General features: G+C 66.5%; 22 protein-coding genes. 12 read left to right on the top strand and 10 right to left on the bottom strand.

The features are described 5' to 3' along the window. Nucleotides 1-8: 8 nt before the first annotated feature. From AB0M14_RS29840 to AB0M14_RS29830, 3 genes are all read right to left on the bottom strand, one after another. Nucleotides 9-1,919 (bottom strand): caspase family protein, encoded by a 1,911-nt coding sequence (locus AB0M14_RS29840; protein WP_365000662.1) that lies wholly within the window; start codon nucleotides 1,917-1,919, stop codon nucleotides 9-11. Beyond that, on the bottom strand, nucleotides 1,919-3,118 hold the full coding sequence (locus tag AB0M14_RS29835) for a hypothetical protein (protein WP_365000659.1): 1,200 nt from the start codon (nucleotides 3,116-3,118) through the stop codon (nucleotides 1,919-1,921). The genes AB0M14_RS29840 and AB0M14_RS29835 overlap by 1 nt, the downstream gene beginning before the upstream one ends. A gap of 158 nt (nucleotides 3,119-3,276) precedes the next feature. Further along, complete coding sequence (locus AB0M14_RS29830; protein ID WP_365000656.1) at nucleotides 3,277-3,492, bottom strand: hypothetical protein; 216 nt, start codon at nucleotides 3,490-3,492, stop codon at nucleotides 3,277-3,279. Between the two features lie 474 nt (nucleotides 3,493-3,966). On the opposite strand from AB0M14_RS29830, the gene AB0M14_RS29825 reads away from it, so the two are divergent. Continuing rightward, entirely contained in the window at nucleotides 3,967-4,491 is a 525-nt protein-coding gene (locus tag AB0M14_RS29825) for an NUDIX hydrolase (RefSeq protein WP_365000653.1), read from the top strand. 25 nt (nucleotides 4,492-4,516) lie between these two features. Here AB0M14_RS29825 and AB0M14_RS29820 read toward each other — a convergent pair whose 3' ends face one another. Genes AB0M14_RS29820 through AB0M14_RS29810 form a run of 3 tightly spaced genes read right to left on the bottom strand, consistent with a single transcriptional unit; the run spans nucleotide 4,517 to nucleotide 9,141 of the window. Continuing rightward, on the bottom strand, nucleotides 4,517-7,840 hold the full coding sequence (locus tag AB0M14_RS29820) for a WD40 repeat domain-containing protein (RefSeq protein WP_365000650.1): 3,324 nt from the start codon (nucleotides 7,838-7,840) through the stop codon (nucleotides 4,517-4,519). Between the two features lie 15 nt (nucleotides 7,841-7,855). Further along, complete coding sequence (locus AB0M14_RS29815) at nucleotides 7,856-8,476, bottom strand: hypothetical protein (RefSeq protein ID WP_365000647.1); 621 nt, start codon at nucleotides 8,474-8,476, stop codon at nucleotides 7,856-7,858. Next, the gene (locus tag AB0M14_RS29810; protein WP_365000644.1) at nucleotides 8,473-9,141 is read right to left on the bottom strand and encodes a hypothetical protein; all 669 of its coding nucleotides are present in this window, start codon (nucleotides 9,139-9,141) and stop codon (nucleotides 8,473-8,475) included. Before AB0M14_RS29810 ends, AB0M14_RS29815 begins: the two co-directional genes overlap by 4 nt. A 138-nt stretch (nucleotides 9,142-9,279) precedes the next feature. Between AB0M14_RS29810 and AB0M14_RS29805 the strand changes: the two genes are divergently transcribed. From AB0M14_RS29805 to AB0M14_RS29790, 4 genes are all read left to right on the top strand, one after another. Then, nucleotides 9,280-10,131, top strand: coding sequence for a hypothetical protein (locus AB0M14_RS29805; protein ID WP_365000641.1), 852 nt, complete (start codon nucleotides 9,280-9,282; stop codon nucleotides 10,129-10,131). A 103-nt stretch (nucleotides 10,132-10,234) separates the two neighbouring features. Further along, the gene (locus AB0M14_RS29800) at nucleotides 10,235-10,504 is read left to right on the top strand and encodes a hypothetical protein (protein WP_365000638.1); all 270 of its coding nucleotides are present in this window, start codon (nucleotides 10,235-10,237) and stop codon (nucleotides 10,502-10,504) included. Between the two features lie 369 nt (nucleotides 10,505-10,873). Next, nucleotides 10,874-12,025, top strand: coding sequence for a hypothetical protein (locus tag AB0M14_RS29795; protein ID WP_365000636.1), 1,152 nt, complete (start codon nucleotides 10,874-10,876; stop codon nucleotides 12,023-12,025). A gap of 164 nt (nucleotides 12,026-12,189) precedes the next feature. Beyond that, a complete protein-coding gene (locus AB0M14_RS29790) occupies nucleotides 12,190-12,900 on the top strand; it encodes a GAP family protein (protein ID WP_365000633.1) in 711 nt (236 codons plus the stop codon). A 31-nt stretch (nucleotides 12,901-12,931) separates the two neighbouring features. Here the strand turns inward: AB0M14_RS29790 and AB0M14_RS29785 are convergent, their stop codons facing one another. Next, entirely contained in the window at nucleotides 12,932-14,683 is a 1,752-nt protein-coding gene (locus AB0M14_RS29785; RefSeq protein ID WP_365000631.1) for an ABC transporter ATP-binding protein, read from the bottom strand. Beyond that, the gene (locus AB0M14_RS29780; protein WP_365000628.1) at nucleotides 14,680-16,287 is read right to left on the bottom strand and encodes an ABC transporter ATP-binding protein; all 1,608 of its coding nucleotides are present in this window, start codon (nucleotides 16,285-16,287) and stop codon (nucleotides 14,680-14,682) included. Before AB0M14_RS29780 ends, AB0M14_RS29785 begins: the two co-directional genes overlap by 4 nt. A gap of 540 nt (nucleotides 16,288-16,827) precedes the next feature. On the opposite strand from AB0M14_RS29780, the gene AB0M14_RS29775 reads away from it, so the two are divergent. Together AB0M14_RS29775 and AB0M14_RS29770 are read left to right on the top strand one after the other, a co-directional pair. Then, nucleotides 16,828-17,313 (top strand): hemerythrin domain-containing protein, encoded by a 486-nt coding sequence (locus AB0M14_RS29775; protein WP_365000625.1) that lies wholly within the window; start codon nucleotides 16,828-16,830, stop codon nucleotides 17,311-17,313. Nucleotides 17,314-17,676: 363 nt separating this feature from the next. Beyond that, nucleotides 17,677-18,540, top strand: a complete 864-nt coding sequence (locus tag AB0M14_RS29770; protein ID WP_365000622.1) for a LysR family transcriptional regulator — start codon at nucleotides 17,677-17,679, stop codon at nucleotides 18,538-18,540. A 468-nt stretch (nucleotides 18,541-19,008) separates the two neighbouring features. Here the strand turns inward: AB0M14_RS29770 and AB0M14_RS29765 are convergent, their stop codons facing one another. Next, nucleotides 19,009-19,614 (bottom strand): TetR family transcriptional regulator, encoded by a 606-nt coding sequence (locus tag AB0M14_RS29765; protein ID WP_365000619.1) that lies wholly within the window; start codon nucleotides 19,612-19,614, stop codon nucleotides 19,009-19,011. A 61-nt stretch (nucleotides 19,615-19,675) separates the two neighbouring features. Here AB0M14_RS29765 and AB0M14_RS29760 point away from each other — a divergent pair, with 61 nt between their 5' ends. After that, nucleotides 19,676-20,437, top strand: coding sequence for a nuclear transport factor 2 family protein (locus AB0M14_RS29760; RefSeq protein WP_365000616.1), 762 nt, complete (start codon nucleotides 19,676-19,678; stop codon nucleotides 20,435-20,437). 65 nt (nucleotides 20,438-20,502) lie between these two features. Here the strand turns inward: AB0M14_RS29760 and AB0M14_RS29755 are convergent, their stop codons facing one another. After that, nucleotides 20,503-21,411, bottom strand: a complete 909-nt coding sequence (locus tag AB0M14_RS29755; RefSeq protein WP_365000613.1) for an alpha/beta fold hydrolase — start codon at nucleotides 21,409-21,411, stop codon at nucleotides 20,503-20,505. Between the two features lie 105 nt (nucleotides 21,412-21,516). Between AB0M14_RS29755 and AB0M14_RS29750 the strand changes: the two genes are divergently transcribed. The 4 genes from AB0M14_RS29750 (at nucleotide 21,517) to AB0M14_RS29735 (ending at nucleotide 24,247) form a co-directional block, all read left to right on the top strand. Further along, nucleotides 21,517-22,089, top strand: coding sequence for a helix-turn-helix domain-containing protein (locus AB0M14_RS29750; protein WP_365000610.1), 573 nt, complete (start codon nucleotides 21,517-21,519; stop codon nucleotides 22,087-22,089). Nucleotides 22,090-22,202: 113 nt separating this feature from the next. Beyond that, on the top strand, nucleotides 22,203-22,793 hold the full coding sequence (locus AB0M14_RS29745; RefSeq protein ID WP_365000608.1) for a hypothetical protein: 591 nt from the start codon (nucleotides 22,203-22,205) through the stop codon (nucleotides 22,791-22,793). Between the two features lie 105 nt (nucleotides 22,794-22,898). Then, nucleotides 22,899-23,639 carry a hypothetical protein gene (locus tag AB0M14_RS29740; protein ID WP_365000606.1) on the top strand — a complete coding sequence of 247 codons (741 nt, stop codon included), beginning with the start codon at nucleotides 22,899-22,901 and terminating at the stop codon, nucleotides 23,637-23,639. Further along, nucleotides 23,636-24,247: a TetR/AcrR family transcriptional regulator gene (locus tag AB0M14_RS29735; RefSeq protein WP_365000603.1), complete on the top strand. Its 612-nt coding sequence runs from the start codon at nucleotides 23,636-23,638 to the stop codon at nucleotides 24,245-24,247. Before AB0M14_RS29740 ends, AB0M14_RS29735 begins: the two co-directional genes overlap by 4 nt. Nucleotides 24,248-24,252: the final 5 nt, after the last annotated feature.

Genomic DNA, 24,252 nt, shown 5'->3' with positions numbered 1-24,252 from the left:
ACAGCGCTTCAGGCCAGCGATCTCGAGGCCGGGCGGCGATGCGGGTCGTCCCACAGCAGTGCGAGACCGGATTGCTCGCGCGCGCGCAGTTTGCGTAGCAGTGCGGGCAGCTCGTGCAGGTCCAGGCGTGCGGCCTCGTCGGCCGGGTCGGTGAGCAGGGTTTCCGCGGCCGCGCCCGCGTCCGGCCCGCGCGGCCACACCGCGATCGGGATGCCGCCGTCGAGCATGTCGTCGAGGACATCGGTCAGATGCGCCGCGTCGACCGGGGCCAGCACGCAGACTGGCGGGTCGTCGGTATGCAGCGTCTTGCCCTTGCCACAGTTCGACGCGTCCTCGGTGAGCAGGTACACCGCTTCCGGGTGGGTGCCGCCGTGCGCGTCGAGCCATTTCCATTTACGCAGCCAGTGTTCGCCGGCGATGCCGGTGCGCTCGTCCGGGCAGCGGACCAGGACCTCGAAATGGTGGCCGAGCGGCACGAGGCGACCACGGCGGCCCAACGGCACCAGCCAATCCTCGAAACCCTCGGTCAGCAGCTCGAACGGGACGTGGAATTCCAAGCGCGCCAGCGCCGTCGGCGCCCCGCCCACCATCGTTGCCAGGCGCGCGCCCAGTTCGGTGCGCACGGTGTCCAGCTCGATCGGGGATGTGGCATCCCAGATGCACTCGAACTTCTTCTGGTACAACCACATTCGCACGCTGTAGGTGTCCTCGGCGCTGGCCGGGGTGAGCTCGACGTGCAGGGCTTTCGGTCCCGGCGGGCGCGCGGGCACGGCGGGTATCGGATCGGCACCCAGGCGCACGCCGGTGTCGAGGACCCAATCACGCAGCAGCGCCGCCCGGTTCGGATCCCCCGTGCGCTCGGCCAGATAACGCACGAACGGCAGCACCAGCGGCATGGCGCGGCCGCCGTGCCGGCTGGCCAGGTCGTGCACGATACCCATCAGGTCCGGTTTGGGCAGCCGGGTCACCGGCGGCAGCGCGCAGCCCGCGACCTCGAAGGCCCAGCGGTAGGCGTCATAGGTCGACGGGGACAGGTCGCGGCCGCCGAGCAGCTCGCCGAGTTCGTCCCAGGCCGGCTGGTCCAGTGTGATGCGGCGGGGCGCACGCCAGCCGTCCTCGAACAGGCTGGAGCCGTCCCAATCGCGGCCGATCTCGAACGTCGGTATCTGCCAAGACTTTCCGGCTGCGCGCAACTGCTCGAGATCGGTGCGCACGGCGCGGATGATGTCGACGAGTTCGTGCACGCTCTCGTCGAGGGTTTTCCCGCCGAGGCGGGTCAGCAGCGCCTCGCTGAAGGTGCCGCTACGGTCGGCGGCATTGTTCTGGGCGGGCTCGCCGAGGCGGGAGGCGTGCACGACGAACTGACGGCGGCCGACCACCGGTGCGCCCGAACCGTAGGACATGACGTCCTGAATCAGCTTGCGGTTCGGCGGCACCGGGACGCGGCAGGCGTCGCCGATGATGATCTGGCGGGAGAACCGGCCCGCGGGCAGGTGATTGGATTTCAGGGTGCGCAGCACCGAATCCAGGTTCATCAGCTTCATCCGCTTGCGGGAATCGGCGTAGGGCAGCATCAGCTGCCAGTCCTGGTCGATGAAGCCGTGGCCCGCCCAGAACACCCAGAGCACGTCGCCGTCCTGCTGGCTGAGGTCCTCGAAGAGGGCGGTGTCGACGTTGTGCTGGTTGGCCTGCCGGATGGCGCACCGCAGGGCCTCGGGCAGATCGGCGAGTTCGGCCGGCTCCTCCAGCTGGGAAATCAGCAGCCGCACGTTCGCGCTCGGCACGCCGAGTCCGGTCAGCCAGGCGGCGAAACGCATCGCGTCGCGAGCGGGGCCGGGCAGCTTCCAGCCGTTGTCGTAGGCTTCGACGCCTACGATCAGGGCGTATACCCGTTCCGGGGCGATCTTGTGGTCGGACATCATTCCAGCGCCTTCACCGTGGCCACGATCTCGTCGTACACCTCGGCGTTCTTCCAGTATGCGCTGTGCGAGACCGGGAACGGCTCGCCGCTGCTCACCTCGAGGTCGCGGACGCGCGCGTCGTCCGGGAAGATCGGCGCCGCACGGAAGGACAGCAGATCCTGACGGTCGAAGATGTTGAGCCACCGCGGGAACGACTCCGGCAGGCGCGCGCCGGGGTTCAGGCTGGTCAGGGCGCCGAGCTCGTGCAGGAACGGCGCCTGCGAGCCTACGGTGACCAGCAACCGCACCTGGCCGGGGCCGGCCATGGCGAGCAGGTCGACCATGGCGATGCCGCCGAGGCTGTGCGCGAGCACGACGACCGGCTCGGCCGGGCCGACCTGACGCTGCAAGAACTCGCGCAGCGGCCCGCCACGCGCCTGGTAGCGCAGGATATCGCCGAGGGGTGGCACGACTTTCGTGGTGATCGAACGCCGCCAATAGTCCAGAGCGGGTTGGGTGGTCAGGCGCAGCGCCAGTTTGCCCAGGACGGCGCGGACCCGATCGCCGGGCATGCGGGCACCGCCGCCGAGGCGATCGATCAGCAGGTCCACCACGCGGTCTCGTTCCGAGCCGGTGCACAGGGCCGCGTCACCCGCGGTGGCCAGCATGCTCGCGACGAGCGCGCGGGCGGTGGCGGTGGCGACTTCCCGCGCCGCGGCCGCATCCTCGGCCACTTCGCACGCGTCGGCGAACTCGGCAGCGGCGGCGACGGATTCCTGAGCGGCCGGATAGTGCTCGGTCAGCGCGGTGGCGTCGAGCAGTACGGTCAGTTCGTCGTCGAGCGTCATTTCGCCGAATCGTTCGGCCAGAAGCGCGCCCTCGCCCTGCGCGCCGGGCACCCACTGCCCCTCGCCCTCCCCGCCGAGCGCCGCGAGCACGCGCAATTCACACAGCGGATCCACCTGCAGCAGCGCCCATTCGGCGACTTCCTCGTCCAGGGGTGTTACGGCAAACTCCCCGTCGATTCCGCGCACGCCCGGACGCGGCGGGATCGACTGGCCGCCGTGCGCCAGCCACGCCCCGTGCTCCTCGCCCCAGAAGCACGGCGCGACCGCGGCATCGGGCAGTCGCCGCTCGAGCTCCCTGCGGACCAGGCCGAAGACATCATCGAAGCGAGCGCGTCTGACGCCGGTGCCGTGTACGAACAGAATCCTCACTGCGCCCTCCCGTAAGCATTATGGGTTTCGCACTCAGCACACGTGGCGTTACCCTGCGATGCCCTCGTGGGGCGTGCTGGTTATCGTAGCCAAGAACTGGTCGTCAGCCGGATCCGGATCTGTTGTATCCCAGTCCTTTTCGAGGAGCTGACTGCGGCTCAAGCAGCAGCCGAGAAGACGACAAGGAGGAATCCGCCATACAGGAGCGCCAGCAGCACAAGGCAAATCAGAACCGCGGCGCAGACCAACGCCAGGACCGGCTTGACCGTCCGATACATCCAGGTTCCGAGGCGATCGTTCCTCGCGACGGAGATCGCTGCCACACCGACAACTATCAGCACTCCGACCAGGACAGCGCTCAGGCCGAACTCCATTCGATAGACCTTCCCATACTTCAGACGCGAGGACCGTTCTTTCGGCTGCCGGGTTCGTTCAGCGAGGTGTAGGCGGCACGGGCGACGTGATCGGAGGAAGCTGTGGATTGAAGGGCTCGGTCGGCAACTCACCGAAGTACCAGAGAAGTGTGAAACCCAAGACCACACCCAAGAGGTAGAACGCGCAGAGAACGAGCGCCCAGTTGTAGATCGAGGCTACTAGACCGAGGTGGGTTCTCAGCTTCTGCGGCGCATAACCCCAACGACGCCTTGACATTACGGTCTGGTCGGACATCCCACTGCTCCATCACCGTGCGGATTCACCCTCCGTATCACCGCGCGACAGACCGACGTTACCGATCGCGGATCTGCAATCAGGATGCCCGGTTGCCTAGGTGGGTGAGTTCGATGTTTGTGCAGCGAACGATCTCCGGTCACCGTCAGTCCATGCGTTCTCAGAAGTAAGGTGCGCAGATGCGTTGGACAGTGCACGGCGAACGGGGAATTTACGATTCGGAGTGGATTCGTCTGCGGTTGGCCGATATCGAATTACCCGGCGGGGGACGTTTCGAGCACCATGTGCTGCGCTTCCCACGGGAAGCCTCGGGCACCGTCGTCCACGACCCTGAGCGAGGAATACTTCTGCTGTGGCGACATCGGTTCATCACCGACACCTGGGGATGGGAGATCCCCGCCGGCGGTATCGATGCCGGCGAGACACCTGAACAAGCGGCGGCCAGGGAGACACTGGAGGAAACGGGATGGGCGTCTGGACCTCTCACACCGATGCTCAGCTATCACCCATCCAATGGCGTGTCCGACCAAACCGTTCACCTGTATAGATCCGAAAGCGCGACGCGCCTAGGCGATCCCCAGGACCCCTTCGAATCCGACCGAGTCGAGTGGCTACCACTGCGGGAGATTCGACACCTGATCCGATCCGGGCAGGTACCGGACGGAGTGTCACTAACGGCGTTGCTGTGGGTGCTGGCTGCTTGAACCCCTACGCGTTTCGCTCACATACCTAACCCCCGCAGGGATCGAGGTACAGGGTGCCGGGCAGCTTGGCCGACCACTCGGCGGCGTCGATAAGTGCGGTGCCGCTGGCACAGATACGTCGTTGCTGAGCAGCGGGGTCGACGTCCCACTGCTCCACTGCCCCGTCCATGGTGGTTTGAATCAGCGTCTGCCCGCGGTCGGCGAACTCGACGAACGTTATCTTGCCGCGGGGTCGCCCATTGGCAAGGTTCGCGAATACCCGCGGTTGCCGCGGATCGGTGGTGTCCCACACTTGGATCGCACCGATATTCGGCAAGGCGACGGCGAGGCGGGTGCCTTCGTGGTTGAACGCCAGCGACGTGACCCCAGACAGACTCGCACCGGAACCGGTCATGGTTGGCTCCTGCCCAGCACCACCATTCAGGTCGTAAAGGTAGATCGCGGGGCCCGTACCCACGGCGAGTGTCCGGTGTGCGTCGATGGCGAGGGTGAGTTTCCCTACCTTGGAAACTTTCACGTCGGGCAGATCCAGGACCACGCGAGGGGCGCCCGAGCCCTTGATGTCGAACACGCTGACTGTGCCGGCCGCAACGGCGCCGACGGCGAGAAGCGTTCCGTCCTTGTTGAATCCGATGGCCGAAATCGGGCTGCCGGCGACACTGACCGAGGAGCTCAGTTTCGGTCGATCTTCAGAAGTGACGTCGAACAATTTGACTGATGTCCCGAGCGTGTCACCGATTGCGAGGCGGCCGTCCGGGCTGAATGCTATTGCCCCCCATCTAAGTCCGAGAAATCCCATGACCGGTGGCCCGAACCGCGTGGGGGCGAGCGGATCTTCGATGTTCCACACCTGCACGCCGCCGGAGTCGATCGTCGCGGCCCGGGCGCCGTCGGGCGACACCGCGATCACCGAGAGTGATTGCGGATCGACTTGCCCCAGACGCCAGGTGATCGGCAACCGCTGAATTCGTGCGAGCAGGTCTGCCGAGGCGGTGGGTGCGCCATCGCCCGGAAGCCGGGTGATCGTCTGCAGCGGGGTACGCATCAGCGTCCGAGACAAATCGAACACACGCACCGTGTGATCCAATCCGTTGGTCACCAGGGAGCGACCGTCACCGCTGAGCCGAACCTGCACGCCGAGGGGGGAGGGTGCGGCCACCAATTGTTGGCCGGTATCGGCGGCCCACACTCGGGCCTGTTGATCGAGCCCGACCGCGGCGAAATAGCGACCGTCACCACTGAACGTCACGTCGAAGGCGGCGCCGGCAGTAGGTATCGACGGTAGTGCCGCCATGTCGGAGGGTTCGGGTCCGAGACGCCACCGCCGGATCCCGTCGAATTCCGCGGCGACGGCGAGTGTTGTGCCGTCGTCGCTGAAGGCGGCGGCATGCCCGACGACACGGTCGAGCGTCTGGGTGACCGCCGGGCGCACGTCCCATGTCCACAGCGTGACCGTCGTCGTCACGCCGACCTCGGCTTCGCGGCCCGTGCTGACCGTAGCCAGGTATCGGTCACTGGCGGTCACGATCACCTGGGCTGTGCCGGGCAACGTGATCGAGGGCAGCGGTATCGGCAGCGCGGGGGTGCCGATGTCCCAGATCAGCACGGTCCCGGTCTGTGTTGCGATGGCCAGGTGCCGATCGTCCGGGCTCAGCGCGATCGACCACGGCTTATATTGCCCCAGTGGAAGATCCGCGACCCGGATCGCCGCGGAGGGATCGGCGACGTCCCATAGTGTCGCACCGCTCTCACCGGCGGTTGCCAACCATCGCCCTTGCCGCCCCAGCGCGATGCCGCGCACCTGGCCGTTGCGCGAATCGAATCGCGGGAACCGTTGCGCGTGCCCCGCTGTGGACCGGATCAGCTGGACATTCCCCTCGGTCCCCATCGTCGCCAGCAGCGCGCCGTCCGCGGAGGCAGCCATTCGGGATCCCTGATACATCGGCGATACGCGTGCGGTATCACCGTCTTCGGGAAGCACGCGCAAAGGTGTCAGAACAGCGCTGGAATTCAGCACCGCGCTACGCGCTTCCACGGTGTCGTAGGCGCGCCACGCCCCTAAACCGATCTGCTGGGCGACCGCGGGGTCGAAGGCACGCAGACTGTCGGCGACTCCGGCAGCCAACTGCGAGCGCGCCTGCGCCTGTTCACGCGCCATAGTGGTGCGCAGTTGCGCGAATTCCGCTGCCGTCGCGCCGATCCCGCCCAGCACAAGCAACACCGCGAGCGCTACCGCCCAGAGCCGGGAGTTGAATTTGGTGCGAGACTGCCGAATCGCCTCGCTGACGGTGCCCGCGGCTCTGATCTGCTGGGACCAGCCCGGCGGCGCGTGCCCGGCGGCTGCGTCGTATCCTTCCGTGGCGACGACGACGTGCAGCGAATGCTGCTGCGCCGCTTGCAGTTTGTCGGGGTATCCCGCAACCCGGGTCAAATCGTGGCCTGCCAGACCCGCGGTGACTGCACATCGGGGATCCAAGCGCCGGGGACGCAGGTGCCGGAATCGTCGATAGCGCGGCGCCAGATCGTCCAGCGCGACGGCCAGGGCGGCTGCTACCGAACCGCCGGAGATCCGGTTGGCGGGTGCTCCGCGGTCGACTCGGATCGACCACACGACGCACGCGTCGGTAGCCGCCAGCCGCGATGTCTCCCAAGCGGCGGCCAGGCTGTCGGTGAACTCCTCGTCGGCTTGCAGGAACGCCATCCATGCCGGGTCGGGGTGTAGTCCCGAAGGCCCGCGATCGAGCTGCTGGAGAACCAGCGTGCCGACCTCGCCCTGCAAACCACCACGGTCGAACGTGGCGAACAAGACCGGAATTCTGGACACCCGCCGCGTCGGCGGACGCTGGTCGGCCAACTCCAGGGCAAGCAGCACCCCGAAGCCGCGTGCGGGCTCCGAGCCACATCGGAGCAGATGCAGAATGATCTCGCGCAGGTGCCGATTCCCGGGTACCTCGTGAGCGGGCATGAGCTGCGTACCGGGCGAGTGCAGACCTGCCCGGCCCGCGTGCGCCAACAAAGCAGCGCATGCGGGTTCAGCAGCCATCGCACCGGTAATCGCCTGCGCGAGTGCACCAACCGCCCGGGCCGCGGACAGATCGGCGCCGATTCGCCCGTCCGCGGCACCGACTTGTTCGTCCTCTTCGAGCAGCGCGTCCTCGCGCGATCCACGAATCCACGTGGCCAGCGACTCGCGGCCCAGGGCGCGCAAATGATCGGTGTCGCCGAGCAACTGCTGAGACGCCTCGGCCCCATCCCGAACCGCCGTGCGGCACATCGCCATCCAGCGTTGTGGTGCGCCGGTCAGTTCGGCCATCCAGTCGCGGTCAGGCCGAGACCCATTCGATGTCATCCGCTGTCCTTGCCGTCAGCGCAAGCCGTCGATCACCGCCACGCGGATCGGGTGATCCGCGGGCAGCTGCTTGGCGATTCTGCGCCATGCGTTGCGGCCGGCGGTCGGCGAGCAGCGCACCGCCTCGGTCACCGCGTCGGCGAGGTCGTCGCCGAGCGTCTCCTGTCGGTTGATCGTGATCTCCAGCTCGTCCGACATCGCCACCGCCGGTGTGATGATCTGCCCGGTGACATGTTCGTCCAGGTCGTATAGCACCACGAGAAGCTCGGCACGGCCTGTGCTGTCCCCGACACGTATGCGCACGACATCTCCGGACTGAACAGCTTGCCCCAGCGCGGTGACCGTGATCCGGGTGTGCCTGCCGTCGACGGTGGCGCGAACGAACTCTATTCCGAATTCACTGTCGGTGATCCGTTGCAACGGTCCCGCGGTCGTCGCGGCAGCGCGAGTCTCGGTCGTCCAGGCCGGCACCTGCAGCCGCCGTGCCCGGTCTAGTGGGATCACCGCATCTTCGTCCTCCCACTGGCGCTGGATCCGCTGGGCGATACGCCCTCCGGCGTCTTCGAACGACGGCGGGTCCGCTTCGAGAAGTGGCTGCAGGAGCGCGTCGATGTCGATCGGCCATTCCTCTTTCATTTGTTCATCCTTTCTTCGAGTAGCCCGCGCAGTATCGGAACCCCCGCCGCGCGTAGGCGTTTCACCTTCGGCTGACTCATCTCCAGCAGCTTGGCCACCTCGGCAGTCGTGCGAACATCGCAACCCTCGGCGCCTGGCAGGATGACGAATGTCGCTTGTAGAACAGCGCGGATCTCGGGGTCGGGCACCGCTTCGAGAGCGGCACGCAGCTGTTCACGCATAACCAGCCGCTCGTAGTCGTCGTCCGCCACACTGATCGCACTCAAATGTGTGAGGGCGTCGTCGTATTCGACCCGATCCCCGGGGTGGCGTTTGCCGGCCAGTCGCCGACGCCGCTCGTGCAGCACCCGGAACGTCACATACCGCAGGATGAGACCCCGCCAATGCTGGATCCGCTCGACAGGTAGCTTCTCGGTCAGACTCAGGATGACGTCCTGCGCTATGTCCTCATAGGTGTGGCGCATGTCGGCATCGAGGTCGCCTAGCACGTAATACGCCTTCTGCGCGGCATACGCCGACGCCTCGGCCAGACCAACCCCCAAGACATACTCGAAGACCGCGGCACGCTGCGTCGGCGGCGCATTGTTGATCGGCCCGCCGAGCCACCGCCGCAGAGCCTGGTCACCCTCGCGAAAACCTGTCATCACCACGGAGCCGCCCTTCATCGAACCAACGTCAGCACTACTCAGCAGAGAAGCGTTAGCGCCAGGACCGGTTCGCCCGTGTTGATAGTCTGCCCCGAGAGGGCGTGCCACGGGTCCGAGGGGGAGAACATGAGACCGTCACGATGGGCGATCACAGCGGTGGTCACAGCGATCATCGGCATCGCGAATCCGGCTGCCGCCGAAGGTGTTCCGACTTCACTGACTTACGCGGCGCAACGCGACTGTCAGCGGTCCGCGCAGCGCCCGAACCCGATCGTGATCTTGCCGGGTGGCGGCGGCCGGGCGCGGGCCGTGGACGAGGAGGACATCGCCGACGACGGGTTCGTTCGAACCATGCTGGCGGCCGGCGCGTGCGTGTATGGCATTTTCTACGGCGTTGTGAATGGCCTGACCGGGGCTGCGCCGATCTCGGCGTCCGCCGATCAGCTCGCCGATTACATCGAGTCCATCAAGAACGAGACCGGAGCCACCCAAGTGGATCTTGTGGCCCATTCCGAGGGTGCTCTGGTCGGCAACTATTACACGAAAGTCCTTGGCGGAGCAGCCAATGTAGGCGCCATCGTCTCCTTTGCTCCCGTGACGCACGGGTCGCGGGTAAACAGCCCCCTGGCGCTGATCAACGAGAATCTCCCGGACCCACGCCTACCTGATCCAGGGCTGGCGCCGCTTCTGTCGGGTAGCCCGGTTCTGCCGGCGATCGCGGAAATCACGCAGGCGCCCGGCTGGCTGGACTGTCTCGAAGGATCCGATGTCATCCGGCGGGTGTCCGCCGGGGGTATCACGGTGCCGGGTATCCGCTATTTCGTCATGGCTACCCGCAACGACACGGTGAACACTCCCGCCGGCGCCGCGTCGTTCATCAGCGAACCCGGTGTCACCAACCTCTTTTTCGAGGATCTCTTTCCGACCGCGCCGCCGACGACCCACCGCGGCCTCCCGGCGAATCCCCGAGCATGGGACTGGACCGCCGCGATGCTCTACGGCCACTGACCGGCGCGGATCGATTTCTGCCAGTAGCGGCGAACCGCCCTGCCTCGGAAGGGCTTCTCTATTTCGCGCTGCGAACGCGGCGCGATACAGGAGGTTCGGACACATGATCACTGTCAGGACGACGCTCGCCGTAGTACTTCTGGGCGCGGCTGCCGCGACCGGAGTTTCCGCTGCGGCGGGCGCGGCCAACGCGGACTCGCCCGGCGCGGGCTGGGTGCTCATCGATGATTGGATCGGGGTCAAGGGCGCAGGCGACAAATGTGAGAACGCCCGCCTGGCCGCCATGGCCACCGGCCAATACGTAGATGCCACGTGCCGCAAGGGACGGTTCAACTCGGTGGATCTGTGGGGTCTGCCGCACGCGCGGTATTGAGCTACGAGTCGTGACCACCACCACCAGACGGAGTTGAAATGAACCACGCATCAAGCCTTGTCACGAAAGCACTCCTCGCCGCCGGCGCAAGCCTCGCTCTCATGGCGACGGCGTCCTCGACTGCCGCCGCCGACCCGCTGACCGACATCACGCGAGCGATTGTCGACGCTACCCAAACCGGCTCGGCCGTCCCCTTGCCACCGTGCACACCAGGCACGGTGACGAACCTCGGGTGTGAACCGAGATAGCTCTCGAAGAGCTGAAACGCAGGCACCGGGAAGTGGGGTGGCCCAGATGGGCCGCCCCACTTCCCGCAGGGCGGAGCCGGCTCCGGTCGCGACGCCTGCGGCAATGCGGTTCGATAGTGCCGTGGATACCACGGATTTCGCTCGGGTCGTCGCCGAGTTCGGCTCTGGCGCCGCCTTGCTCGTCGAACCGGGCTCGGCACCGGCGGCGCACGTGCCGACGCGGTGGTCCCGCATCGCCGCGGGCCGGGACGCGGCCGACCGATGCGCCGCCACGACGGCCCTGTGGCAGGTCGACGGGCTCACCGAAATGCTGCCGCGCTTCGGTCTCGTGCTGGCCGAATGCCTCGAGGATGTGCGGATCTGCCTGTTGCGGGGCGACTGGGTACTGCTGTACGCGCTGCGGAAACCGTTCCAGCCCGCCGAGTTTCGCATCGGCTGGGATCCGGAGACCTTCGGCCGCGACCAGCCGGCGTACTGGTATGCGTTGCCCGACCCGCTCCGCGGATTCCTCGCCCGGATCCACGCCGGATTCACCGACCTGGACGGCGTCTCCTACGGACCCATCCGGCCCCGGGACATGCTCGCCTATTCCGAACTCGGCCTGCCGGCGTCGATCCGCAACTGGCAAGCGGCCGAAGATATTCCGGGCGACCGCGCGATGCTGCTCGCCCAGGGCCTGGGCGGGACCCGATACTTCGTCTCCCCCGACCTGCCGCCAGGAACTATCGGCTGGGAAGCCGAAGGACAGCTGGATCGACCCCTGGACTTCCCCGAAACCCTCGACGAACTGATGAGCTACGGCTTCCAGCTCCGCGCAGAACTGCCACCGCGGCCGCTCACCACCGATGTGTCGCTGGAACTCCTCGAAGTGGAGCGGGCCGTTGCATGGAACCCCGAACTCACCGAACACGTTGCGCGGGAACGCATCCGCACGCTCATCGCCGACCTCCTGCACGCGCTCGGCGGCCAATTGCGCCTGTGTACGCGAGGCGACGACAACGGCGAGAATGTCCTGCCCTGCGGCGACACCGACGAACTCGACCGGCTCGAAGCCCGCTACCTCCTCGAACCCCCGGCGCCGGACGCTCCAGGACTCTGGGCGCCGCTGATAGCCAAGTTCTGGGAACAGCACGACTGGCCGATCACGATCTCCGGCGACACCCGCGGCGTCCATATCACCGCCTGCACCCCGGACTGGTTCGAACTCACCCTGAGCTACCAAACCCAAACCTTGCACCTCCGCCTCACCTCCCCCGGCTTCACCCGGACGTAGTCAGCGATGGAGTTGCTCGACCGGCCCCCTCGAGACGCGAGAAACGGCCACGGCGAACTCGCACGAACCTCAGTGAATGTGCGACCCCTGGTCCACCTTTAGTAGGACGGCGACACAAGATCAACTGAACGACGATGGGACAGATATCGAACCGGGAGGAATCGATGACTGTCACCCTTATCGCGGCGTTGATCGGACTGGCGCTCGTCGACAGCACCAGTTTCGGCACGCTGCTGATCCCGATCTGGTTGTTGCTGGCTCCAGGGCGGCTGCGGGCCGGACGAATCGCGGTCTACCTCGCAACGGTCGCGACGTTCTACTTCGGTGTCGGAATCCTGTTGGTGCTCGGCGCGGACGCAGCGCTGAGCGCGTTGAGCAGCATCGACATTCCGCCGGTACCGCTGCGGATCGGTCAACTGATCCTCGGCGCCCTCGTCATCGCGCTGAGCTATCGACTGGAGGCCAGGGCCGCACAGCGCGCCGGCAGTCCCGGCAAGATCCAGCTCTGGCGGTCCAGGACTATGTCGGGTGCCGGCAGCGCGGCAAGCCTCATGAAACTCGCGCTCGTCGCGGCCGCGCTGGAAGTCGCCACCATGCTGCCCTACCTCGCCGCGGTCAGCCTGCTCGCCCACGCCGATCTCGCCTGGCACCTGATCGGCATCATGCTGGCCGCCTACTGCATCGTCATGACGCTGCCCGCCATCGCCCTGGCCCTGGCCCGCCTCGCCGCCCACCAGCAGGTCGATCCATTCCTGCGACGAATCAACGAATGGCTGAGCCGCAACAGCGCCAAAGCTCTCGGATGGACCGTCGGCGGTATCGGTATCGGAATCGTTCTCAACGCCGCGATCGCCCTGGCCTTCGATCAGGCCTGATGCTCCGGCGGTACGAGGGTGATGTCCCTGGTCAGCCGTGCCAGGTGCGCCAGAGGGCGGCATAGCTACCGTCCCGCGTGAGCAGTTCGGTGTGGGTGCCCAGTTCCGCGATGCGGCCGTTCTCCATGACCGCGATACGGTCGGCGTCGTGTGCGGTCTGCAGGCGATGGGCGATGGCGATGACCGTCCGGCCGGACAGGATGGCGGCCAGGCTACGTTCGGTATCGCGGGCGGTGCTCGGATCGAGCATCGCGGTGGCCTCGTCCAGGATCAGCGTGTGCGGGTCGGCCAGTACCACGCGAGCCAGCGAAAGTTGCTGTGCCTGAGCGTCACCGAGCCGATGCCGACCGTCCAGCACGGTATCGAGACCGCCCGGAAACTCCGTAGCCCAACTCGCGCCGACTGCCGCGAGCGCCGCGGCCAACTCGACATCGGTGGCGGTTGGGGCGGCCAGGCGCAGGTTCTCGCGCAGGGTGTCGCGGAAGACATGGTGTTCCTGAGTGATCAGGCTGATCTGACGGCGCAGCCGATCCGGGTCGAGTCCGGCGACCGGCACGCCGCCGACGGTGATCGAACCCTGATCGGCGGCCTCGATCCCGGCGAGTAGCCGGCCGAGGGTGGATTTGCCCGCACCGGAGGCCCCGACGATGGCCAGCCGTTCGCCAGGCCGGATATCGAGGTCGACGCCGTGCAGGACACCGCGGCCGTTTCCGTAGGCGAAATGCACGTTGGCGCAGATGATTCGGTCATCGGCAGGCTCGGCGACGGGCAAGGGATCCGGCTGGACTCGCGGCGCTCTCGCCGCGGCGATTCCCTCGATTCTGGCGAATGCGGCCGTGGCGCTTTGGATCTGGTCCAGCCACATCATGAACAAGTTCAGCGGATCGATCAGCCGCTGTAGGTAGAGCGCGGCGGCGACGACGGCGCCCAGGGAGATCATGTCGTTGCGGTGCAACCAGCCGCCGAGCAGCAGCACACCGACCACCGGTAGCGCGCAAGCGATCTCCACTACCGGGAACAGCCGAGTGCGCAGCCACAGGGTCGACAATCGTGCCTGCCGGCTTTCCGCGATTGCGGAGTCCGCCGCCTGGATCCGTACGCGCGCCAGCCCGAATGCCTCGACGGTCCGCGCTCCCTGCGCGGTGGTCGTGACCACCTCGTTGACCTGCCCAGCGACCGTGGCCTGCCGCAGGTAGGCGGCCTCGGCCCGGCGCAGATAAGAACGTAGTGCGAAGACGGCGATGACCAACGCGCCCAGTCCGAATCCGCCGAGCATCGGATCGAGCAGCAGCACCGCGACTATGAGGAACACCAGCTGAACGGCCGCCAGGAAGAGCTGTGGCGCCATGCCGCGCAGCATGATGGCGACGGCGTTGACGTCCGCGGTGCCGCGGGTGATCAGATCCCCGGTGCTCGTGTGCTCGACCAGCGCACCCGGCAACGCGAGCGTACGGTCGAGGAACCGCTCCCGGATTCGGGCGGCCGTGCGCTCGCCGAAGCGATAACAGAGCAACTGCGCGTAACGGAGCAGCACGATCTGGACCACCGTCACGACCAGGATTGCCACAGCGAGCCGATCCACCGCGGCGAGCACCGCGCGCCCCGGCGTGCTGGTGACCGCGTCGACAATGCGCCCGAGTAGGAGCGGTGTCAGCAGCCCGGCCCCGGCGGCGAGTATGTTCGCAACCATGGCGGCGCTGAAAAGCGCTCGGTCAGAGCGTATTTCCTCCCAGGCGGCCCGCCGGACGCGCGCCGCCGCTGCGACCGGCAGCAAAGTGGTCATCGCAGCACCTCGGCACCAGCGCCGCGCGTGACCAGGCGGTGGTAGCCCGGTTCGTTTTCGAGCAACTGCCGATGCGTGCCGCTGGCGGCGACTCGGCCGTCGACCACGTAGTACACCAGGTCCGCTCGGTACAGCACGATCGGCGAGGTAGTGGCCAGAACTGTCGTAGTGCCTTGGCGGGCAGTAGCCAGCCTGGCCACCATCCGCGCCTCGGTGTGTGCGTCCACCGCAGAGGTGGGCTCGACCGCGAGCAGCACCTCGGGCGCGGCATACAGGGCACGGGCGAGCCGAAGTCGTTGCCGCTGCCCACCGGAAAGGTTGTGGCCTTTGGGGCCGACAACGGCGTCCAGTCCCTGCGGCAGCGCGTCGACGATGTCGTCGGCGGCCGCGGTATGGATCGCCGCACGGACCCGCCCGTCGTCGGAGTCGCAGCGGCCCGCGACGATCTCGCGGACCGACCCGGCGAACAGGTGGGCCTCGTTGTCGGCGACGAGGATTCGTGATCGGACCGCGTCCAGCGGCACCGCGTCGATCCGAGCGCTACCCCAGGTCGTGTTCGAGAGGGCGAACCGGCCGAGGCGGTCGGCGATTCCGACCCCGTCTGCCGGTGCGGCGCAAGCGAGTGCGGTGAACAGTCCCGGCCGCACGGTCACGCCGGAGTCCGGATCCCGGAGCGCCGCAGTAGATTCCGGCGCGGTGTCGGTTACCTCAGCACTGTCGTGCTCGTTGCTCAGCCGCAGCAGCCGGACCACCCGGTCGGCCGCGACCCGCGCGCGGGCGATGCTGCTGCCGCCCTCGATGAGGAATCCGACCGGCACGATCAGCATGGCAGTGTAGCCGTAGATGGCGACCAGATCACCGACGCTGATCACCTCGGTGGCCGCCATCCGGGCGGCCAGCCACGTGACGATCGCCAGAAACAACATCGGCAAGCCGGTGGCGAGGGCGTCGACCCAACTGGCCACTGCGCCGACGCGCTCGCCCTTGGCGATGAGCGCCTGCGACTCGTGATGGAAACGAGCCGCGTACCGCCCCTTGCCGCCCAGTCCGTTGAGAACCCGGAGCCCGTTGAGCACGTCGGCGAGCCGCTCGGTCAATGCGCCCTGGTGGTCCCGATATCCCCTGCCGCGCTGCTGGATCCGGCGCAACAGCGGCACAACGGTGCCGATGATCAACGGGACCCCGGCCAGCACGACCAGCGCGAGCAGCGGCGAGATCGACAGCAGCACAACGGCGACCATGAGATAGGCGATCACCGCCCCGACACCAGGCCCGGTGATCGTCAGCGACTGCGCGATGACCTGCATATCGGCTGTGCCGATGGTGGTGACCTCACCCGCGCCCAGCGTGCGCGTCAGCGAGTTGCCGAGATTTACGCTGCGATGCACCGTCGCCCGGATGACCCGATCGGCAGCGTCCATGCGGACCTTCGTCATGGTCCGATGCCGGGCGATGCCGGAAACGGCGATCGCGACGGCGACCGCGAACCCGGCCGCGGTCCACCGTGCGAGCGCGACCGGATCCCTGGCCACCAGTCCATCGTCGATCGCACGGGACAACACATAAGGCGGCACCGCGAGCGACACCATCCAGATAGTGCCCAAGGTTGCCCCCAGTGCGATCCGCCATTTCTGGCTGATGACCAACCACCACAGAAACCACCCCGGGCCGGCTACATCTCGCGACCCCGGTGCGAGAAAAGAGTCGACCACCTCTTCACTGTAGGCATTGATCGAGATCTACCGCGCAACCCCGTGATCTTGCCGGTGCTCGGCGCTCCTGGTCCAGCTGCGGCTGCGGCTCAACTCGGCCAGCGCGAATGTGTTGAGCCGCAGCAGATCTCACCCGCCCGGCGCGCTCTGCGGCCTGTTGGCGCGCTCGGTTCGCGCGGTTACGAGACGGATCGCCATTCGCATAGGATGTGACGGTGTCGCGTGTGCGCGCCAGGTGGACGGCGTCGGCATGGAGGCACCGCAGTTCGGGAGGCAATCATGGGTCCACTTCTCATTCCCTGCTGATGGTGAGAGCGCGTCTCACTCGGGGGCGCGTGATAACCGCTGTCACAACGCCTTCCATGCCTTCGCGCATCTTCTCACCCGCGAGGGCCTGCTCCTGTTTGTCCCTCCTTCGCGAAAGAGACCTCCATGTCCACCGATTCCCCTCGTGCCCGGGCACTGGGCCGTGAACTTATCGGCGCTCACCACTGGTTGCGTAGCGAGCTACGCCGCGTTACCCGCGCCCTGGATGAGTACACAGCCAACACCCCGATCCGCCCCCTTCGTGACCTGCGCGCGCACTGCCTGGCCTTCTGCCAAGCTCTCACCGACCATCACACGAGCGAAGACGAGTCAGCGTTTCCCGCTCTGGCACAACGCTTCCCAGATCTGGCACCGGTATTGACCGAGCTCTCCGCCGACCACCATCTGGTCGCGGACATCCTGACCCGAATGACAACCGCGCTGGCCGATCTCAACGCCGAGAACCTCGCAACGGTGCGCGGCGAGGTTGCGGGACTATCGGCCATCTTGGAATCCCATTTTCAGTGGGAGGAGCGTCGCATCGCGGCCGCCTTGGATGAGTTGCCCAGCGCCGACTACACCGCAGCGGAGCTGTTCGGCCGCAGGCGATGACGCCCCGATAGACATCTCATCAGCGTTTCGACCGCGCGCGGCCGTCCGCCGATATCACCACCACGCCGTGAGAACCCCTCCGGTATTCGGCTCGTGCTTTTGCTGTCCGCGCCGCCGGATCGATTGTCAGCAGCGAGCGCATCGATGGGGTTTGGCCCGGGGGGCTAGTTCGAATCCCGAAGGGCACCGCGGCCGATGAGTTCACCGACGGCGCGTGCCGCCGCGGTGCGAATTTTCCATTACATTGCCATGGCGTAACCGGTGCCGGTCGCGAGACAGCCAGGTGGTACCGAACCCGATTCACGCTGGGTATCGATCGAGCCGTCCACCCCGGCTAGCCCGGTGCCGTGCCAGGATCGCCACATGGAGTTGAGGCAGGTCGAGCATTTCCTCGCCGTCGCGCGGGCCGGCAGTTTCACGGCGGCGGCCGCACACGTGCATGTGGTGCAATCCGCGTTGAGTGCCTCGATCCGCAAACTCGAAACCGAGCTCGGTGCACCGCTGTTCGAGCGCACCACGCGGCGCGTGATGCTGACCGAGGCCGGGCGCGCGCTGCTGCCGCTGGCCCAGCGGATCCTCGCCGACGTCGAGGCGGCCCGGGACGAGGTCGCCGCGGTTTCCGAACTCACCCGCGGCCGCGTCGCGATCGGCACCATCCAGACCCTGACCGTGATCGACCTACCGGGTCAGCTCGGGCGGTTCCGGCAGCACTACCCCGGCATCCACCTGCATGTGCGCGACGGCACCGTCCCCGCCCTGGCCGCCGCGGTTACCGCGGGTGACCTCGACCTGTCGTTCCTGGCCGGCGTCGAACCCTTGGCCGGCGGGTTGATCAGCTTCAGCCACTGGACCCAGGAACTCGTACTGGTCTGCCCCGCCGGGCATCGGCTGGGCAAGCGGCGGCGGATCCGGCTGCCCGAGTTGGAGCACGAGCCGTTCCTGGTGTTCCGGCGCAGCGGCATCCAAGCCCTGCTGGAACGGGAGTGCGCCGCAGCCGGTGTCGCGCTGAATCCGGTCTGCGAAGCGACGCACGTGCCGCTGCTGTTCGAGCTGGTCGCCGCGGGTCTCGGCGTCACGGTCCTGCCGCGGCCGGTCGCCGAACGCTCCGGGCTGCCATTCACGGAGTTCGACCACCCCGGATTCCAGCGCGAGATCCATCTCGCCGGCCGGGAACAGACACCCTCGAACCCGGCTGCCCGAGCGTTGCTGGCACATCTGCTCGATTGAACGGCGCGCTCAGCCCGGCCCACAGGAGCGCAGCCCCGAGCACCCCGGCCACCAACGCCAGGCCGCTGGAACCACCCAGCCCGACGATCACTGCCAGCACCAGCAGCGTCGCCCCGAACCGGCGCAAGAGCCAGCTTCCGTTGTCGCCCTTCAGCTTCGGTGAGATGTCACCGAACAACCCGGTCATCAGCTGCTCCTCTCCGCGCGATCCCTACCTGCAGTATTCGGCGCGGACACCCTCAGCGTCCAACACACATAATCGCTCAGATCAAGCAATGAAAACGATGGACCGTCCGCATGCGGCCCGGCGCGGCGAATGGGAAGAGCGTCTCCTGTATTGAATCGGATCGGACCGACGGCTGCAGGTATTGCGGTGTTCGCGGATCATGACGAGGCCGGCTGATCTGAATATGCTCGACAGCGCGGGGCGCGGCAGTAGCGTGCGAGTCGACGCACGTGCGCGGCCAGTTATCGGCCCCTTGTTCCGGCGGAGCTGATCTCGCTCAGGAGTTGAGTCGCGACCGTTGTCACGTGGGTGGCGAAGGCGTCTCGATCGGTGCCGAGGCTCCCTTCGGTCCACTCGACAAACAGCGAGATCAAAGCGCCGAAGAGCGCGGAGAAGTGCATCCGGACAGTGGGATCGTCGGGTGAACCGGCGACGCGATCGCCGAGTGCGGCCAGTGCGATAGCCGGAATGGTCTGCCGGACATAGCCTCGCAGCCGCGCGTCCGCCACCGGCTCGACCAGCAGGATGCGGCAGACACGGGGATCGGTCTCCATGAGGCGAGCAGCGGCCTCGAACACGGCGTGCAGGTCACCGGCTGCCACCGCAGGCGCGACCGCTTGTTCCAAGCGCGACAGCGCCGCCCGATACACCGTGTGCAGCAGCGCGTCGGTGTCGGTGAAACTCTCGTAGAAGAACCGCTGACTCAGCCCCGCAGCCCGGCAGACCGAGCGCATACCCAGGGCGGAAACACCTTGCGTGCCAACGATTTCGACACCGACATCGATCAGGCGCGCCCGTCGTTCGGCGACGCGGCCCTCGGCGGTCTGTCCGCCATAGCTCCTTGACACGGCACCACTTTACAAGAACGATCAGTCATCAGGAAGCAGCTGCTTCCGGATGGAGGGCACGATGTTCACCGACGAGCAATTCCACGCGGCGCTGCGACAGCCGCGCCTGAGACAACCGATCCCGACGGTGCTGACCAACCGCGCCGAGCCGGTCGAGGTTCTCGACGAAGCCGCGCTGACCGCCATGACGCAGAGGTGGTTCGACGAATACGAGAAGAAGATCGAGTTCTATGCCGGGCACGGCTTCGATATCGCCTGGACCCTCGACTGGGCGAAGAAGTACTGGTGGAGCTGGCAGACCCGGGACATGAGCCGCAATCACGAGCTCTACACCAGCGATCTGCGCTACAAGGACGTGACGACACTCGGCGCGACCATGGTCGGCCTCGACGAATTCGTGGCATACAACTTCGCGTTCTTCGACGCCATCCCCGACTGGCGTTACGACCCGATTCCCGGCCAGTACTACATCGACCTGACACCCGACGGTGAAGTCCGAATGGTCGTGCGCTACTACGGAAGCGGCCACCTCGTCGGCCCGTTGAAGCTGCATCCCTACGGAGCCGACGCCGCCGAGATCCCGGGCAACGGCGCGTTCATCCAGTGCACCGCCGTGGACCGCTATCACTTCAACTCCGACCACCTGATGCACGAAGGCGAAACGCTCTACGACCTGCTCGACGGCGTACAACTGGCCGGAATCGTGCCGGGCCCCTCGACAACAGCCTTCAAATGGCTCATGCGTGGCGCGGGCCTCGCCACCCGGACCATCGCCCGCCTCCGCCCTCCCACCACGCTGCCTCATTCGACAACCGCCCGGTAGTCGCCGATGCTGAGATAACTGCTGCCCGTTAGCAGCGGCGGCGAACCGGGCTTGGGCGACAGGCGCTACTTGTGGTCGATCCGGCCGATCGGATCGGCGGTTCCGGCCAGCTCGGCCTGCAGCTTTTCCCATGCGGCACTGTCGATTCCGAGGGTGCTGCGCAGATAGGCCCAGGCGGCCTCGGCGATCAGGGCGACGCGTTCGGGGCTTTCATCGGTGGTGTCGGCGGCGTTGTAGCCGTGAATTCCGCCAAGCATGTGTTCGCCCCCGAACATGGTGAGCAGGCTCTCGGCGCCGGGGCTGTGGGTGTAGACATCGGTGAACCAGTCGGGTCCGCGGGTCGAGAGCTGGGATTGATCGTGATCGCCCGCGACCACCAGAACCGGTGTGGCCAGACCGCTGAAGTCCGGGTTCATGAAGGAGAAGTTCGCCACCGCGAACGGCGACAGATCATCCCCGCCCAGCCCGGCAGTCGCAAGCAGCACACCGGCTTTCACGCGTGCGTCGGTCATGTCGGGGCCGGGCTGCCCGTCGGCGCCCAGGACGCGAGCGCCGAGCAGCATCCCGACGGTCTGCCCGCCCCAGGAGTGCCCCGCGACGGCGATCCGCTGGAGATCCACGCGCTCACCGAGTCCCGGAACCGCGGCGAGGATCTGCTCGAGGGCGTCGAGTACCCGGACGACGTCGGCGACGCGGATACGCCAGATATCCGGGTACCGCGGATCGTCGACCGTGACGCCGAGTGTTCGCGAGTCCAGGAAGGTGGGTTGGACGACGACGAATCCATGGGCGGCCCAGTGGTCGACGAGCGGGTCGTAGGACGACATCGACTTACCGAAGCCATGGGCGAGGACGACGACGGGCAGGCCGGATCCCGAGATGGGCGCGGAGAGGCGGACCTGCAGGTCGACGCCGCGCTCGGGTGTGGACAGCGTGACGGGCTTGATGCTGATGATCGGAGTGGGCACGGACATGCGGAAGATCCCTTCGAGGACGATAGACTCCCAACCGGAGCACTGTTCCGAATATATGGAGCATTGTTCCGTTTGGCAACCGCAGTCGAAGGAGAGGAGTGCCGCGTGAGTGAGCCGTCACCGGCCCAGGCCAAACGCGCAGATGCCCGACGCAACGAAAAGTCCCTGCTGGAAGCCGCGGCCGCGGTATTCGTCACCGACGGCGTGGACGCGCCGGTGCGTCGCATCGCGGCCCAGGCCGGGGTCGGTATGGGCACGATCTACCGGCACTTCCCCACGCGCGCAGACCTTGTCGCGGCCGTCTACCGCCATCAGATCGACGCCTGCGCCGAGGCCGGCCCGGCCCTGCTCGCGACGACGCCCTCCCCCTTCACGGCGCTACGTCGATGGGTGGACCTCTTCACAGACTTCCTGACAACCAAACACGGCCTCGCCGCCGCGTTACGCACCGACCCCGACGGCATCACCGCCCTGCACGCCCTATTCCTGGACCGCCTGGTCCCCGTCTTCGATGACCTCCTCACCGCAACCCGCGGCGCAGGCGAGGTGACCACCGACTTCACCGCCTACCAACTGATGCGCGCCATCGGCGACATCTGCGCAGGCGCCGAGATGAACGACCCGAACTACGACCCCCAACTCACCATCCGCTTACTACTCGACGGCTGCCAAAAATAGAACCGATCACAACTCGCTGCCGCCAGCATATGGAAACCTTACCTCAGTTCAATTGTGGAGTGCTGCAGGAACTTCGAAGGATTCCTCAATAGTGCGGCTTTACGCTTACTGCCATGGTCACAAAAACTTCCCGGCTCCTCGTGCCGCTCGCGGCCGTCGCGCTCGCATTCGGTTCGGCGTCCTTGTTGCCTCCCACCGCGAACGCGGACGAGAAGATAACCGGTTCTTGCACCGCCTATACCAACGAGCAACTATGGCAGACCAGCCTGCGCTGGGCGCGAGCACGCGAAAGAATCTGCTACGAAGAGAATTCGAAGCGTGAGGTCCGGGCAGTTGTGCAGTTCCAGGTCGACTGGCCCACCAATTGTTCATTGTCGGTCGGCCTTCCGCCGCAGTACGCGGCCGGATGCCCGCTCGATGCGACCTTGCGGAAAAGAGCATCCCTGAGCATGCGGAATGTTGAAATGGCCTTTACCTACCGGCTGCCCGGGGACAGCAAAAAACGCGCTTCCTGCAAGTACCCGGACAGATGGAACACCGAGAATTACGGTTCGAACCTGACCAAATCCTGCCGCACATCCTGGAAACCTAGATCCAAAGGAGACTTTCGAATAGAAATCGACAAGATGAAGGTGGATGTCATCGACGACGGTGATGTTGCCCATGAGCTTCGGCCGGTCGACAACACCTTCTATATCGATTGACCGCCACAGCACGGTCGTCGGCAGATGCGTGCGGCGCCCAGAGCATCTCGGTGGGACACCGGCTACACTCTTAAGTGTAGGAAAACTAACTTTAAGGGAGTTGACGTGGCCGGTTCGCGCAGTGTCGAGATCGTCGCCTTGATCGGCGGCCGCCGAGTCGAGCGGGACCGGGTGCTTGCCTGGGAAGACCGTCGCATCGATGCCGCGGCCAAGAAACTCGGTGTGCCGGCGCCGGAACCCGGCGACATCGACACTCGGCGAGAGACCCTGCTGCGCGCCAAGCTCGACCTGGGATCCGCGGAGATACGGAGGAGGCTGGCACGCGAGAGCCAGTGGGCCGACCGCATCGCTCGCACCCAAGCGCGGGTGGGCCGTCAACGGCGGCGAAGCGTCACCGAACTGGAAGTATCGGCCGGATCCGCGGCGGATTTCGTGACCTGGTTCGACAGCGCAGTCAACGCTGACGATCCGACCGCGATGTTGCGGGCCTGCCCGGATCATTTCGACACCACGTTCGGCGCCCGAGGGCAAGAAGTGCTCGAGACGACAGGTTCGAGTCCGCTGGCGGCGCTGTTCTTCATCGACTACGACGACGTGTCGAGCTTGGTCACCGCACCCGACGCGCTGTTCCCCCACCAGGTGGCCGGGGTGGCCAGGGCGCAGAACGGCCGCGCGATCGGCGGTGTCCGGCACCAATTCCGCGACACCGCGACCGGCTTCCGTGCACGGCTCACCGTCGAATTCCCGTTGCCGACCCTGCCCGCCATGGTCGCGGGTCATCGCTGGCACCTCGCGTGCGAATTCTCGAACTGGATCGAAGCCGCGACACAGGGTGCGCCGCAATGAATTCCGATCCCACGCAGGACGACCGGGCACCGCGTAGACGGATCGGTGGCCGCAGCACACGGGTCCGGGAAATGGTCCTCGCCGCCACCGTGCAGCAGGTGCTCGATCAAGGAATCGAAGGGCTTTCACTCGGCGCTGTCGCCGCCCGCGCCGGGGTATCGGAAACCACGATCTATCGCCGGTGGGGCACGCGAACCGCCTTGATCGCCGACGCGATGAACGAGCTTGCCGCCGTCGGCAATCCACCGCCCGACACCGGGATCCTCCGCGAGGATCTGCGGCAGATACTCGAGCAGATCACCCGTCTGATCACCCGGCCAGGAATGGCCCGGCTACTGGGCACCGCCGCAGCGCTGGACACCGACCCCGAACTCAGCGCGGCCCGAACAGCCTTCTGGAACAGCCGATTCGAACAGATCACGCCGGTAGTCGAACGCGCCTGCACGACAGGATCGCTACGCGCGGACGCGCCGGCACGAGAGATCCTCGAAACCCTCACCGCACCCCTATATTTCAGACTTCTGGTGACGGCGGAGCCAATCGACGCCGAGCTCATAACCCGCTGCATCGAGCACACCATCACCCTATATCGATTACCGCGACAATGAATCCG

This window comes from Nocardia sp. NPDC051832, from assembly GCF_040681285.1.
Classification (GTDB): Bacteria; Actinomycetota; Actinomycetes; order Mycobacteriales; family Mycobacteriaceae; genus Nocardia.
The sequence above is the reverse complement of the archived record's forward strand: the minus strand, read 5'-3'. Positions and strand labels throughout refer to the sequence as shown.